Source organism: Lactobacillus sp. B4026 (assembly GCF_026535825.1).
GTDB classification, from domain to species: domain Bacteria; phylum Bacillota; class Bacilli; order Lactobacillales; family Lactobacillaceae; genus Lactobacillus; species Lactobacillus panisapium.
This window is the reverse complement of sequence record NZ_JAFNPD010000002.1, coordinates 272,862-288,309: the sequence shown is the minus strand read 5'-3', so window position 1 is coordinate 288,309 and position 15,448 is coordinate 272,862. Positions and strand designations below refer to the sequence as shown.

Genomic DNA, 15,448 nt, shown 5'->3' with positions numbered 1-15,448 from the left:
AAATTAGTTATGGAAACAAAAACGCCAAAACAAATCGTTAGTTTATTAGACGAATATATTATCGGTCAAGACGAGGCCAAGAAGGCAGTGGCTGTTGCTTTGTACAACCGTTATCGAAGAATGCAGCTACCTAAAAAGATGCAGGAAGATATCACTCCGAAAAACTTGCTTATGGCAGGTCCAACCGGGGTAGGTAAAACCGAAATAGCTAGAAGACTTGCTCTGATTGTCAATGCTCCGTTTGTTAAGGTGGAAGCAACCAAATTTACGGAAGTCGGTTATGTTGGACGGGACGTTGAATCGATGGTACGCGACCTAGTAACTGAAGCAGTTCGAATGGAAGAAAAAGAGCAGTTTGATCGTGTACGTGTGCAGGCGGCTAAAGAAGCCAATAAGACATTGGTTCGGTTGTTAGTTCCTGGCATTAAGCACGAAAAACGGCAAAATCAAATGCAAGAATTCCAGGACATGATGTCAATGCTGATGACCAATGGTCAAAATACTGATCAAGCAGCCGATAATGACCAAGATGAAGTAACTGACGAAATTAGAAATGAACGTTTGTCAGTTGCTGAACAGCTAAATAAGGGATTGTTAGAAGATCGGGACGTCACGATTGAAGTAGAACAAGCTCCTAAAGTTAATCCAATGAATGATATGATGAGTCAAATGGGAATGGACATGAGTTCCGTACTTAATGGCTTAGTCCCTAAAAAGCGGGTTAAACGGACGCTACCGGTTAAAGATGCCCGTGAAGTCTTGATTCAAGAAGAATCTAGAAAAATGGTTGACTACGATACAATTTACCAAAAAGCAATTGAACGGACAGCCAACAACGGAATTATTTTTATTGATGAAATTGATAAAATTACTGCTGGCAACAAAAAGACTTCGGGTGAGGTATCTCGTGAAGGTGTACAGCGGGATATTTTGCCAATCGTTGAAGGATCGACTGTTCAGACAAAGTACGGTCCGGTTTCAACTGACCATATTTTGTTCATTGCTGCAGGGGCTTTTTCTGAGTCAAAGCCAAGCGATTTGATTCCTGAACTGCAAGGACGTTTCCCAATTCGGGTTGAACTTAATGCTCTTTCAAAAGATGATTTTGTAAAAATTCTGAAGGATCCAGCTGATTCCCTACTTGAGCAATATGTTGCTTTGATGAAAGCAGATGGCATCAAGCTAATCTTTACTAAAGAAGCAGTTGACCGTATTGCACAAATTGCTTATGACGTTAACCAGGGAACAGATAATATTGGGGCTAGAAGACTGTCAACTATTCTCGAAAAGCTGCTTGAAGATGTTCTTTATGAAGGGCCTGATATGACCATGGGTGAAATAACTGTAACCCAAGCATATGTTGATGAAAAACTTAGTGATATAATAACTAATAAGGATTTAACTAAGTTTATTCTGTAAAAAGGCGATGTATTATCATGGATTACACTATCAAGAACAGTATTTTACAAGTCGTCATATCAAGTACTGGCGCTGAAATTCAAAGCGTGAAGAGCCAACACAGCGGATATGAGTATATATGGCAAGCTGACCCTAATGTTTGGCAGCGCCATGCACCGGTTTTATTTCCCATCGTTGGCAAATTGCAAGATGATGAGTATACCTATCAAGGTAAAACCTATCATATGACCCAGCATGGTTTTGCCCGGGATATGGAGTTTACTGTTGAACATCAGACCGCTGAAAGTATCACTTTTTTGTTAACTGATACGCCAGAGACATTAGCGATTTACCCGTTCAAATTTGAACTACGGGTAAATTACAATTTGCTTAATAACTTGTTGGAAGAAAATTTCAGTGTGACCAACCGGTCTGATGGCGAAATGATTTTTGGTATTGGTGGTCATCCAGGATTTAATATTCCAACAGATGAAAAGGTAGCAAAAGAAGATTTTTACTTTAGTACCAAACCTTCGCGGGCTCGGGTTCAAATTCCGCTAAAGGGAGCATATTTGGACTGGGATAACCGCTCACTAGCATCAACTAACAGCTTGATAACTTTAAGTGATCATTTATTTAAAAATGATGCTTTAATTTTTCAATTGCGTGGTCATGATAATCGCGTTTCGCTAAAAACAGATACTAGTAATTTCCATATAAATGTTTGGTTGCGTGATGCTCCATTTGTTGGTATTTGGTCGCAATATCCTAAAACGGCTGATTATGTTTGTATTGAGCCGTGGTGGGGGATTGCCGATCGGGCAGATACGAACCAAAAGTTAGAAGAAAAGTATGGCATGAATCATTTAGATGCTAATGCAACCTTTACTGCTGGTTTTAGTATGGCTTTTCATGATCAAGACTAGCTAGCAAATTTAGACTAAAGTTTAATAATTAACTAAAGGCGTCAAGTTAAAACTCGACGCCTTTTAATTGCCGCTAAGAATAGATTGCTAGCCCAAAAATTATTTAGTTTTAGTTTTGAAGAACATTTTTAAAGCGACTAAGAGTAAAACTTGCCGTGGCCTTATTACGCCGCGGTCAAAAGTTGGTAGTAAGTAAGATCCGGCTCTTTACATAAATAATCCAATTTGTTTATTTTTTCGCTTGCGAACTATTGTTCCCAAAAGTTATAATATAAAAGCCAGTAACTTTATTACTGGCTGTATTTATTTTAGCTTTATAACTTGTGGTGGCTTTTTTTATACCAGTACCACAACCCGAAAGGGATGATATTTTCTTGGTGGTGAATGAGCCGCTTGATATTACTGCGGTGACGAACAAATAAAATGATCATGATGCAGCCAACAATTACCTCAAGGAAAATGTCATGAAAGAAAAAGGTAGCAATAAAAATTAATACGACTGCGATTAGACTGGATAAACTAACATACGAGGTAATGAATACCAGTGGCAAGAAAATCACTGCACAGACGGCAAAGAATTTTAGGTTATAACCCAAAAACAGGCCTGCACTTGTTGCAACTGCTTTTCCACCCTTAAATTTAAGAAAAATTGAACAAGTATGACCCAAAATAGCTAATCCACCAGAAATTAGCAATAAATATTTTGGCCCTGGAAGGTGAAACAGTCGTGGCAAGCTTGTTGCAAGTGTTCCCTTGAGAACATCAACTATCAAAACGAAACTTCCAGCAACCGGTCCAAAGACGCGAAAGGAATTTGTTGTACCGATATTACCAGAGCCATAATCACGGATATCTTCTGCAAAAAATATTTTACCGACGATTACACCTGTTGGGAAGGATCCGAGCAAGTATGCTAGAATAAATACCAGTATTAATTTAAGATTTATCATTTATATCCTACTTCCTTAATAACTAAAGCTATTTTATCAAAAATTGCTTAGTATGAGGATTAAAATAAATAAATGATTTAAACTGGAGGAGTTTATTTGGTTAAAGCAAATAAAAAAACGAATTCTTATGATGACTCATCAATCCAGATTCTTCATGGTTTAGAAGCTGTTCGTAAGCGCCCAGGAATGTACATTGGATCGACAGATATCCATGGATTAAATCAGCTCGTTTACGAAATAGTTGATAATTCAGTTGATGAGGCAATGGCCGGGTTTGGTCAAGAAATTGATGTAACCATCCATCAAGACAATAGCGTGACCGTCCGCGATTTTGGTCGTGGAATGCCCACAGGGATGCATAAATCAGGCAGACCGACAATTGAAGTCATTCTGACCGTTTTGCATGCCGGTGGTAAGTTCACGGAGCAAAACTATAAAACTTCAGGTGGATTACATGGTGTTGGTTCTTCGGTAGTTAACGCTCTTTCCAGTTATATGGATGTTAAGGTTGTTCGCGATGGCGTTGCCTATGAAGAAGAGTTTAAGGATGGTGGTCATCCTGTTGGTACTTTGAAGCGTTTAGGTAAGACAAAGGAAAAAACAGGAACGACAATCACCTTTAAACCGGATGAGAAGATTTTTTCAACAACTAAATATAAGTATGAGACGATTCAGGAAAGAATTAGAGAATCTGCCTTCTTATTAAAAGGCGTTCGCTTTGTTTTGACTGATGAACGTGAGCCTGAGCATCATGATGATTTTAAGTATGACAATGGGATTGAGTCCTTTGTGTCCTATTTAAATGAAGGCAAAGATACGTTAAATGATGTTTTTTACTTTTCAGGTAAACAAGACGAAATCGAAGTCGAATTCAGTGGTCAATACAGTGACAGTTACTCTGAAAGTCTAGTATCGTTTGTTAATAATGTACGAACTGCTGATGGTGGTACACACGAAGTTGGTGCACGAAGCGGTTTTACGCGGGCATTTAACGATTATGCTAAAAAGCAAGGCTTATTAGGTAAAAAAGATAAAAATATTGATGGTTCCGACTACCGTGAAGGTCTAAGTGCTGTGTTATCCGTCAAGATACCAGAAGAACAACTGGAATTTGAAGGACAGACGAAGGGCAAATTAGGCACGCCGCAAGCAAGATCAGTTGTAGACGCAATTGTTTACGAAAAGATGTCTTATTACTTAATGGAAAACGGCGAATTGGCCCAGGAATTAGTGAAAAAAGCTCAACGTGCAAGGGATGCACGTGAGGCAGCTAAAAAGGCTCGAAACGAGAGTCGAAATGGTAAAAAACGTCGGAAAAAAGAAGTACTCTCGGGTAAACTGACACCAGCACAATCACGTAATCCTAAAAAGAACGAATTGTTCCTAGTTGAGGGGGATTCAGCTGGTGGTTCTGCAAAGCAAGGACGTGATCGTCGTTTCCAAGCTATTCTGCCATTGCGTGGTAAGGTGTTAAATACGCAAAAAGCTAAATTGCAGGATATTTTTAAAAATGAAGAAATCAATACGATGATCTATACCATCGGTGCGGGAGTTGGCGCTGAATTTAATGTTGCTGATTCTAATTACGACAAAGTTATCATTATGACGGATGCCGATGACGATGGTGCGCACATTCAGATCTTGCTGTTGACTTTCTTTTACCGCTACATGCGACCAATGATTGAAAACGGCAAAGTATATATTGCTTTACCGCCTTTATACCGGTTGCAAAAGGGGCGTGGCAAGAATACTCAAGTTAAATATTCCTGGACTGATGAGGAATTGCGGGCTGACGAAGATAAGATGGGCCGCGGTTACGCTTTGCAGCGATTTAAAGGTTTGGGGGAAATGAATGCCGAGCAGTTGTGGCAGACAACAATGAACCCAGAATCTAGAATGCTAATTAGAGTTAAAATCGATGATGCAGCTTTAGCTGAACGCCGAGTTACCACGCTAATGGGCGACAAGGTCGATGCCAGAAGAAGATGGATTGAAGAAAATGTTAAGTTCAGAATGGGCGAAAATGCTTCAATCTTGGAAGAAGAAAATGAGTAAAGAGGTTTTTAATTAATGGCAACAAAAGAACGAATTCGTGAAATGCCGCTTGAGCAGGTCATGGGTGAACGTTTTGGAAGATACTCCAAGTACATTATTCAAGAACGGGCTTTGCCGGATATTCGTGATGGTTTGAAACCCGTTCAAAGAAGAATCTTGTATGCTATGTACCGGGACGGGAATACCTATGACAAACCCTTTAAAAAGGCTGCCAAGGCGGTTGGTAATATCATGGGTAACTTCCATCCCCATGGTGACAGTTCAATCTATGGTGCTTTAGTTCACTTGTCACAAGATTGGAAGATGCGTGAGACCTTAATTGAAATGCACGGTAACAACGGTTCAATGGATGGTGACGGTCCTGCGGCGATGCGTTACACGGAATCTCGCTTAAGCAAAATATCAAATATGCTTTTACAGGATATTGATAAAGATACGGTTAATATGGTGCTTAATTTCGATGACACGGAATATGAACCAACCGTTTTACCAGTCCGTTTTCCTAATCTGCTAGTTAATGGTTCAACGGGAATTTCAGCTGGTTATGCAACAGAAATTCCACCGCACAACTTAACGGAAGTAATTGATGCGACCATCTATTTATTAAAGCACCCGGATGCAACCTTAGATGACTTAATGAAGTTTGTTAAAGGTCCCGATTTTCCTACCGGTGCAATCGTGATGGGACAAAAAGGGCTAAAAGAAGCATATGAAACTGGCCGTGGTCGTGTGCAAGTGCGGGCCAAGTCATCTATTCAGGAAATTCGTGGTCACCGTGAAGAAATTGTCATTACGGAAATACCATATGCAGTCAATAAGGCTCTTTTAGTCAAAAAGATGGATGAAATCCGTTTGAATAAAGAAATTGACGGCATTGCGGAAGTACGTGATGAAACTGATCGTCATGGTTTGTCAATTGTTGTCGAACTTAAAAAGGGTGCAGATGCACAAAATATTTTAAATTATCTTTTTAAGAACACGGAATTACAAGTTTCCTACAACTTCAACATGGTCGCAATTGATCATATGACGCCAATGCAAGTTGGCTTAAAGCATATCCTAGCGTCTTATTTGGAGCATGAGAAAGATGTAGTTACTAAGAGAACTAAGTACGATCTTAATAAAGCAGAGAATCGCCTAGAAATTATACAAGGCTTAATTCACGCGATGGATATCCTTGATGAAGTAATTAAGGTGATTCGAGCTTCAAAGAATAAAACTGAAGCGAAGGTTAATTTGGCTAAAAAGTTCGGTTTTACTGAACGGCAAGCAGAGGCAATCGTTTCTTTGCAGCTTTACCGGTTAACTAATACTGATGTTGATGCATTAGTTGATGAGCAGACTGATTTAAACCAAAAGATTGCTCGGTATCAAACTTTGTTATCTGATTCAAAGGTTTTAGATAAAGAAGTCATTAAAGAGCTGTCGATTGTTAAGCGTGAATTTGGTAATCCAAGGCGAACAGAAATTTCGGCTGAAACGGCCAAGATTCAGATTGATGAAAAAGCGTTGGTTGCTGATGAGCAAGTTAGAGTCCTAATAAGTAGGGATGGCTATTTAAAGCGTTCCTCTTTGCGTTCTTGGCAATCTAGTGATGATGAAGATAATGGTTTGCCGGATGGGGATGAAGTTGTTTTTGAAAAAACACTATCAACTCTGACTAATCTTTATCTCTTTACTAATCGCGGGAATTTGATTTACAGGCCAGTTAATGAATTAGTTGAAACTAAGTGGAAGGATACTGGTCAGCACCTTTCACAGGAAATTGGCTTAAACAGTGAAGAGCAAATCATCCGGGTCTTTGAATTTGATCAGCTTGATCAAGATGTCAACTTCCTGCTTGCAACTGATGATGGTTATATTAAGCAATTGCAATTGCAAAACCTGCAACCGACTAGAACCTACCGTTCCCGGGCAATTACTGCAATTAAAATGAAGAAAGATGATAGCCAGGTTGTACGAGTTGATTTAATTAAGCCGGATACTAAAGCAGAAATAATTTTATTTACCCATAAGGCATACGCTGTACGCTATGATGTCAGTGAAGTTCCTGAATCTGGTGCTAAAGCAGCCGGGGTAAAATCAGTTAACTTAAAAGATGATGATTTTGTTGTTTCTTATATTTTAGTTGATCCGCAATATCTCAATTTGGTACGAGTTGGCTTGGTAACGCAGCGAGGTGCATTTAAACAATTTAAAGTAAAACTAATTAATAAAGTTTCGCGTGCTAAGCGCGGCGTTCTCGTATTGCGAGAACTCAAAAATAATCCTCATCGCATAGTAGCAGTGGCATCATATGGCCAAGATCACGAATTAACAATTACTACTAGCAGCAAAAGGCGGATTAAACTGGAAACAAATGATTATCCACTTGGTGATCGCTATTCAAATGGTTCATTCGTAGTGGATACGACAAGTGACGGCATACCTGTTAATTTACAAATTGGGAAACCACTTAGTTCGAGATAAATTTTATTTACTTATACACTGTAAATAGGCTAAAAAAGGCTTAATTGACTTTGAATTATACTTTGACATGTAATATTTTTTGACAGATAATAGCATATAAATAGGGTTATATTATTGTTAAGATAGAAGGATAAATTTTATGCCTAAAACAGATACAATACTCTCAACTAAGTCTTTACATTATTTTTTACAGCTGATTGATACTATGAACTATACTCAAGCGGCCCAAATCTTAGGAATTACACAACCAGCTTTGACTCAACAAATTAAAAAAATCGAGCACGCGATTGGTACTCCTTTGTTTGGACAGATGGGTAAGAAGCTTTATCTGACTGAAGCGGGCAAGCAGCTGCAAACGGGTGCAATCAAGCTTTTGGGGACAATCAATTCAGTTGTCAACGATATTCAGGAGTTTACTCAAGCAGATAAGGGTAATATCTCAATCGGAGTCTTAGATAGTGTAGACTCTGAAGTATTACGAAAGTTTTTGGTCAAATTTAACCAAAAAAGTCCTGATATAACCGTAAACGTATGCTATTTTAATCGGAAGGATCTTTGGTATAATCTGGACAATAATTTAATTGATTTGGCACTTATTTATGTGCCGGATAATATGAAGAAGAGTCAGGTTAATCTCCAGAATCAGTACGATTACATGAAAGTTTGTGAAGATCGGCTTACGATCTTGACGCATGATAAAAAAGCGAAGGCTGGAAAATCTTACCCGGTTTCTGAATTTATTGACAGACAGTGGGTAGCATATCCAGATAATTTTTATCTGACCCAAATAATGAGGGAAAAATTTGGTAGTAAGATGAATGCTAAAAATGGCATGAAGGTGCCACTAAGCTTTTCTTCAACAAAGCAATTGCTTGATACGGCTGAAGAAACTGAGTACGATACTTTTATTAATAACTCATACTATCAATTACATAAAAATGATATCAATTTAACCCCGATTTATTTGAAAGATGATACAAAATTCTCAACTTCAGTAATTTATCGCAAGGGTAAAAAAGACGTTCCCCGAATTGAACGCTTTTTAGCCGAATTCAAAAAATTCTTGGATGAATAAGCATTATTAGGTAAACTTAATAATGAAGAACAATATTTTTGAAAGAAAAAGAGGAAGATTAATGGAAAAAGAGTTAATTTTTGGCCATCAAAATCCTGATACAGATGCGATTGGGACTGCTATTGCATACTCATACTTGCAAAACAAGCTGGGTTATAATACTGAGCCAGTCGCATTGGGTGAGGCTAATGATGAGACTGCATTTGCGCTGAAAAAATTTGGCTTTGAAGCTCCTAGAGTTATTAAAACTGCCGCAAATGAAGTAGACAAGGTAATGCTTGTTGATCACAATGAACCGCAGCAAAGTGTTTCAGATATTGATCAGGTAACTGTTACTCATGTGGTTGATCACCATCGAATTATGAATTTTAATACTAGCTCACCATTATTCTACCTAGCTGCTCCTGTTGGCTGTACAAGTACGATTATGTGGCAATTATATCAGCACTACAATGTTGAAATTCCCCAAAATATCGCTGGAATTATGCTTTCCGCAATTATTTCCGATACTTTGCTTTTAAAATCACCGACAACTACGGATGAAGATAAGAAAGCAGTTAAAGCATTAGCAGAAATTGCTGACGTGGACTACGAAAAATATGGTCTTGAAGAATTAAAGGCTGGAACTAATATCGCCAGCAAGTCTGAAGAAGACTTAATTGACTTAGATGCTAAGAGCTTCGATTTAAACGGCAAAACTGTCCGTGTAGCGCAAATTAATGTGGTTGACTTACCAGAGGCGATGGAACGTAAAAATGCCTTCTTGAAGGCAATGAACGCCGCTTCAGCAAGTGAAAATTATGATTTGTTCATGTTGCTAATTACTAATGTACTTGACTCTGATTCAAAGGCATTAGTAACCGGCTCAGATGATGCTATAGCAGCATTTGAGAAGGCTTTTGGCAAGGTTGCTGATTCAGAAATTAGTTTGCCAGGGGTAGTATCACGTAAAAAGCAAGTGGTTCCGCCATTGACTGAAGCATTTAACTAAAAACAAAATAAACAAAGCAATAGAAAAAGCACAAGGTAGGTGAGAAGCCTAACTTGTGCTTTTTAGTTTTAGGATTAATTCTTAATCTTTATTAATTTCTTTGGCCAGAATAATGAAAGACTTGCATACTCTTTCAGCTTTTTCTGGATCCATCTTTCTTAATTCATTAAGAACCTTCTTGATGAATACCGGTGTATTATCATGATGATTTTCAACCTTAACTTCTTTGAAGCGGTAAGCATTCATAATAATATCCGGCGTAGTAGTATTCAAAGCTCTAGCAATAGAATCCAATTTTTGAATACTAATGTTTTGGTTCTTAGTTCTTTCAAGACGTGAAATAAAGTTAACTGACAAATCGCTTAATTCAGCGAGGTCCTCCTGTGTCAGCTTCTGCTCACGTCTACGACGGCATATCTCTTTTCCTAAATTTATACTCATGGAATAAATTCAACCCTTTCAAAAATATAATTCCATATTACATAATAACAGATTAATTATGGAATTAAAAACTAAAACAATAAAAATAATGAATAAAACGCTTAAATTCAACTAAAACTTAAACAAAAACAGTCAAATAAAAACACTTTAAACTATACCCCAGATAGTATTGTAGGACAAAATAGAAAAAAATCAAATAAAAACTACTAAAAAAATCAACTTAAAATGGAAATTGAAAAAGTGGCAAATACTATTTTGCCTATTGGAAGGCTTGATTAGCAATGAAGTCCAAAATATGGTTAAGAATAGTTTTACCAAAAAGGGTAATAATATATAACATCAAGATAGAAAGCGCTTATTAATTTATTTTGAAAAACTGGCAATAATTAGCAAAATTGCTAAAAAGCAAAAGAAACAGTTCCAAAAATAATAAAATTCGCACAAACAAAAATTGCTCACAATTCTAAGAAAAATTTATAATCGCTTCAAAATTGAATAAGCAAATTAAACCAATTATTACACTAAATACATCAAATTAAAAAAGATAATTTGACGGTTGCTACAAACTTAAATAAATGCAGGTCCTAAGAAAGTAAATAAAGGGTATAGCAAGTGAAAATGATTCAATCCGTAGGACAACTTCGTATAATATATATTATGTAAAGTTATCTCAATTTTATCAATGACTGCCAGTTGTTTTAGTAGAAGTGCGTTTTGCCAAAATCTGTTAATAATCAACGACAATCGACCTAATATTACTATTTAAGTTTTAAGCAGTAGTTAGTTTAATTCCTCTTAGCTTATTCGACAAATCTTACACTACTGACTTTAGAGAGTCTTAATAATTTTCAATAAAGGTAGTTTTATTGCTGAAATAAAACTATTGTCGTCAAGAAAACTAGTGGAAGTTAATTAAGGACACACTTGATAACTTGATGCTTTCACGGTTAGTTTGAGCAAGCAAAAGCGTTCTGTTGCTGTTTAACTATAAGATATCTTGGTGAGGAATTTGAACAAGTAAATGAAGATCATCACTAGCAAGTATGAACTGAACGCAAAAACTATTCTCTGCCAGGATACATTTGCTAGTAGAGTACTAATTTTACTGGGTATGGTTTGCTGCTTAAAATGCTTTAGCTATCCGCGCTAAATAAGCAAAAAATAAGCAAAAAATAAGCAAAATTTTATTTTTGGTATCATTAAAACTATAATTTTAATGATAAGTAAAAGCAGCTATCTGACAGGCTTTTGCTGAATTTGCTTAAATCTAACTCAAAAATATTATAAAAATGATTATATAACTTTTGTTAAAACCATTTGCAAAATATTCTAGTAATTAAAGTTTTAACTATCAACTTGTAACTTGGGATTTGGGCTGTTTAAGATTTTAAGTTCGCGGTTTTTGGTCGGATTTATTCAAAATATCTGTTTTTTACCGGCCTTTTTACCCTCCTGCGTGTTTCTTAATACGCACAAGGCTAAAGAACGCAATTTATCCTGCTTAGTTACCTAAAATGGCGCTGACCAAGTATTCTTTTTAACGTGGTCAACTTCCACTTATTATTGCAGTTAAATTAGCCTTATTAAGCCTCTTCTTCCCCACTTCCCACTCTTTCACTATAAAAAAGACAAACATACATTCAGATTTTGCTATATAATAGTTAGTAAAAAAGCTAGGAGAACTACGTGGAAACAAAAAAGTATTTGGATCTCATTCAAGAAGAATTAAATAAGATGCCGGATTTTGTCAAAGAGTACAATTTTGGTACCAGTCATTCTTTAGCGACATCGTACCAGTATCTTACAGAAATTAGACGTTTTTTTGATTGGCTTCGTCATGAAGGTATTTCCCCTGCTGATACCAATCAAAAAATTAGTATTGAAACTTTGGCGACTTTGCACCGAAACGATATTATGCTCTATATCAATTATTTGGGCCATGTTCGAAACAAGCAAGGTAATTTAAATTCACCGACAACGATTAACCGGTCAATTAATGCGTTGCGTTCCTTATTCAAATTTTTAACTATTACCGCTGATAATAATGATGGAAAACCATATTTTGAACGAAATGTAATGCTGAAGATTGACTCACTTAACAATACTGAAACGTTAAATTATCGTGCACATGTTTTGGAATCGCATATGTACACCGGAAAATTAAAATATCAGTTTTTAGATTTTATTGCTAATGAATTTGAAAAGCAGTGTAATGTTCATGCGCTACCTAGTTTTAAAGTCAATAAGGAGCGTGATATGGCTATTATTGCTTTAATTCTTGGAACCGGTATTCGCGTTTCAGAATGTGCCGGAATTGACCTTACCGATTTGAATTTAAAAAAGGCTACCTTAGATGTCACCCGTAAAGGCGGACAGCGCGATAGCGTGCCGATTGCTCAATGGACACTAAACTATATATCCGACTATAAAAAAGTCCGCAGACAGCGTTATATGGCCTCAAAAAAGGAAACAGCTTTCTTCCTCACGAGGTGGCATCATCAAACAAAAAGAATTACGACTAATGCCATTGAAAAAATGGTTAATAAATATTCTGCTGCTTTTGGTCATCCACTAACTCCACATAAATTGCGGCATACACTCGCTTCCGAATTATATGATGTGACTAAAGACCAGGTGTTAGTAGCACAGCAACTTGGACAAAAAGGTACCTCGGCTACCGATTTGTACACACACGTTGACCAAAAAAAGCAACGAGCAGCTTTAGATAGAATTGCTACAGCTAAAGATAAAAAAGAATAGCTAAGAAAAAAAGAACTCCAATAATGTTATGTGGAGTTCTTTTTAGTTTTGTTTTAATCAAATAAAACTTGCCAGTTTGTGGCCTTATGAGCATCAAAACAAATTTTAATTTCTTCTGGTGTATTTCTAATAAGTGAAAGCGGCGGCAAATTGTCTAAGGAAAAATAGTCGCATTCAGTTGTTTCAGTATTTTTTACAAAATCTCCACCTAGTTCATGACATAAAAAGATTACATTACAGACATTAATTGCTCGCTCAGTTCGGTCATGGCCATGAACGTTAGTTTTGCTGTTTCTGATTGCAATTACTTGATCAATTGCAATCTTTCGGCCCGATTCTTCCCGAGCTTCTTTAATACAGTTTTGCGCAACTGATAAATTTGGCTCGCACCAACCGCCAGGCATTGACCAATGATCATCTGTGGTTTCGTGTACCAGCAATAGCTTATCATTCTTAAAAATTGCCGCACGTGTAGACAATTTGGGTGTTTGGTAGCCATCATCGCTGCTGAATAAGTCCTTTACTTGCTTTAACGGCAAACCAGTTTTAGCTGCCATCATTTCAGTTGCAATTTCTCTAATGCGAGCATATCGTTCCAAATCAAAGCGATCATGACCATATTCCAGTCCATCTTGTGCGATACTTTGTAATTCAATTGCCCATTTTGAAAATTGATCCTTTTTTTCCATTATTGTTTCCTTTCAGCTGCAAGCAGCCCGATTTGTTTTTACAAAAAAAGCAACTGGAACAGTTGCATACATAAATTATGTTAAATCGATTTTGTCAATATCAATCATCCAACCAATTGCAAATGACTTTTCACCTAAATGTGTAGCTATTACCGGACTAAATTTAGTGACGGATACATTCTGCTCAGGAAATTCCTGCTTGATCCATTCTTTTGCTTCTTCAACCTGGCTGCTATCATTGGAATCAATAATAAAGAGTTTGATCTTATCCTTATACGGCAATTTAGCAATATCTTTAACCGTGAGTTTCTTGATTTTGGCAAATGCCCGCTTCATGGAACGAATTTTATCAAAGGCTACAATATTGCCCTCCTTAAACGTTAAAAGAGGCTTAATATTGAGCATGGAGCCAATAAAAGCCCCGGCATTACTTAGTCGTCCGCCACGACTAAGGTTGTTCAAGTCATTAACAACAAAAATTTCGTTAATAGTTGAGCGGATATTTTCAAGGCGCTCAAGAATAACGTTCAATTCTACCCCATTCTTAATCATTTTAGCAGCTGCTAAAACTAAGTTTCCCTGTAAGCGTACCGTCATCTTTGTGTCAATTGGATGTAAATTATACTTTGGATTGCTTTCCGCAATGTTACATAAAGTATGATAAAATCCAGAAATTCCGCTTGATAAAGTAATCGCTATAATTGCTTCATAACCATCATCATGGAGTTTATCAAATAGACTAATCAAATAGCCCAGACTTGGTTGTGAAGTTTTAGGAAAATCAGTTCCCTGCTTTTGCATTTCGAACAGTTGATCAGAAGTAATGTCGATATCTTCTAAGTACTCTTTGTTACCGATGATAATCGGAATAGGAACGACAACAATGTTGTTTTCCTTGGCTTCTTCTTTAGTAATAACGCTAGTACTATCAGTAACTAATGCAATCTTCATCTAATTAACCTTTCGCTTCTTGTATGTACAATATAGGGAAATTATAGCATAAAAAAAGAAGTGGTTCGACAGCTAGTTTAATGAATTTGCTTGCGCTTGCTCTACTAATGAATTAAAGATTTTAGTAAAAACTGCCACGTCTTGATCTGAAAAATCTTTAAACATTGCTTTTTCAATCTGAGTCAAGGCCCGTTTTAGCTCAATAATTTTTTGCAGCCCATTTTCATTTAAAACAACGGTCTTGCTAGAATCATTTTCTGAACGTGTGATGGTAACAAAACTTAATGTTTTTTTCTGCTGTAGCTGTCTACTCAAAGTTGAGAGTGAGATTTGCAAATTAACGGCTAAATCCCCCATTTTTAAAGCCATATTATTGTTTTGATCAAAATATAGCAAAATTCGTGTTTGTGAGAGGTTTAATCCACACCTTTTGCTAATCTCTTTTTTGACATTTCCCGCTATTGTACTAAAAGATAAAATATCCATCTAACTACCTTTTCTTTGTTAAAGTAAACAATAAAAATATTTTATAAGTGAAAACTATTCCTAGAAAAAACCGGCCACCATAAGAAGACGCGGCTTTTACCTTTGAAAATCCGTGAAACATCACCACGGACACAAAATAATTTTTGCCGTGAAACAAACTATATTATTTTTAACTTATGATATTTCATAGCAATAATCATAAATCTATATTACCAGTATATCGACTTTTTGCAATGATTTATTTGCAAAAGTGTCTA

The 15,448-nt window shown here is 36.6% G+C and carries 12 protein-coding genes; 7 read left to right on the top strand and 5 right to left on the bottom strand.

The features are described from left to right. Positions 1-9 precede the first annotated feature (9 nt). Together hslU and J3U69_RS03245 are read left to right on the top strand one after the other, a co-directional pair. Entirely contained in the window at positions 10-1,419 is a 1,410-nt protein-coding gene (hslU, locus tag J3U69_RS03250) for an ATP-dependent protease ATPase subunit HslU (protein WP_267413011.1), read from the top strand. Between the two features lie 17 nt (positions 1,420-1,436). Then, complete coding sequence (locus J3U69_RS03245) at positions 1,437-2,324, top strand: aldose 1-epimerase family protein (RefSeq protein WP_267413010.1); 888 nt, start codon at positions 1,437-1,439, stop codon at positions 2,322-2,324. A gap of 314 nt (positions 2,325-2,638) precedes the next feature. Here J3U69_RS03245 and plsY read toward each other — a convergent pair whose 3' ends face one another. Then, entirely contained in the window at positions 2,639-3,274 is a 636-nt protein-coding gene (gene plsY / locus J3U69_RS03240) for a glycerol-3-phosphate 1-O-acyltransferase PlsY (protein ID WP_103751605.1), read from the bottom strand. Between the two features lie 96 nt (positions 3,275-3,370). Between plsY and parE the strand changes: the two genes are divergently transcribed. The 4 genes from parE to J3U69_RS03220 all read left to right on the top strand — a co-directional run bounded on the left by parE (position 3,371) and on the right by J3U69_RS03220 (position 9,864). Beyond that, positions 3,371-5,329, top strand: a complete 1,959-nt coding sequence (gene parE, locus J3U69_RS03235) for a DNA topoisomerase IV subunit B (protein WP_220233032.1) — start codon at positions 3,371-3,373, stop codon at positions 5,327-5,329. Between the two features lie 15 nt (positions 5,330-5,344). Then, on the top strand, positions 5,345-7,798 hold the full coding sequence (gene parC / locus J3U69_RS03230) for a DNA topoisomerase IV subunit A (protein WP_220235409.1): 2,454 nt from the start codon (positions 5,345-5,347) through the stop codon (positions 7,796-7,798). Positions 7,799-7,937: 139 nt separating this feature from the next. Continuing rightward, on the top strand, positions 7,938-8,873 hold the full coding sequence (locus J3U69_RS03225; RefSeq protein WP_220221129.1) for a LysR family transcriptional regulator: 936 nt from the start codon (positions 7,938-7,940) through the stop codon (positions 8,871-8,873). 61 nt (positions 8,874-8,934) lie between these two features. Further along, complete coding sequence (locus J3U69_RS03220; RefSeq protein ID WP_220221130.1) at positions 8,935-9,864, top strand: manganese-dependent inorganic pyrophosphatase; 930 nt, start codon at positions 8,935-8,937, stop codon at positions 9,862-9,864. An 81-nt stretch (positions 9,865-9,945) separates the two neighbouring features. Here the strand turns inward: J3U69_RS03220 and J3U69_RS03215 are convergent, their stop codons facing one another. Beyond that, the gene (locus J3U69_RS03215; protein WP_103751610.1) at positions 9,946-10,305 is read right to left on the bottom strand and encodes a helix-turn-helix domain-containing protein; all 360 of its coding nucleotides are present in this window, start codon (positions 10,303-10,305) and stop codon (positions 9,946-9,948) included. 1,686 nt (positions 10,306-11,991) lie between these two features. Here J3U69_RS03215 and xerS point away from each other — a divergent pair. Further along, complete coding sequence (gene xerS / locus J3U69_RS03210) at positions 11,992-13,065, top strand: tyrosine recombinase XerS (protein WP_220221131.1); 1,074 nt, start codon at positions 11,992-11,994, stop codon at positions 13,063-13,065. 53 nt (positions 13,066-13,118) lie between these two features. Here xerS and J3U69_RS03205 read toward each other — a convergent pair whose 3' ends face one another. From J3U69_RS03205 to J3U69_RS03195, 3 genes are all read right to left on the bottom strand, one after another. Beyond that, positions 13,119-13,754, bottom strand: a complete 636-nt coding sequence (locus J3U69_RS03205; protein ID WP_267413008.1) for an NUDIX hydrolase — start codon at positions 13,752-13,754, stop codon at positions 13,119-13,121. 75 nt (positions 13,755-13,829) lie between these two features. After that, positions 13,830-14,705, bottom strand: a complete 876-nt coding sequence (locus J3U69_RS03200; protein WP_220233036.1) for a DegV family protein — start codon at positions 14,703-14,705, stop codon at positions 13,830-13,832. A gap of 72 nt (positions 14,706-14,777) precedes the next feature. Continuing rightward, a complete protein-coding gene (locus J3U69_RS03195; protein ID WP_220269636.1) occupies positions 14,778-15,191 on the bottom strand; it encodes a MarR family winged helix-turn-helix transcriptional regulator in 414 nt (137 codons plus the stop codon). Positions 15,192-15,448 lie beyond the last annotated feature (257 nt).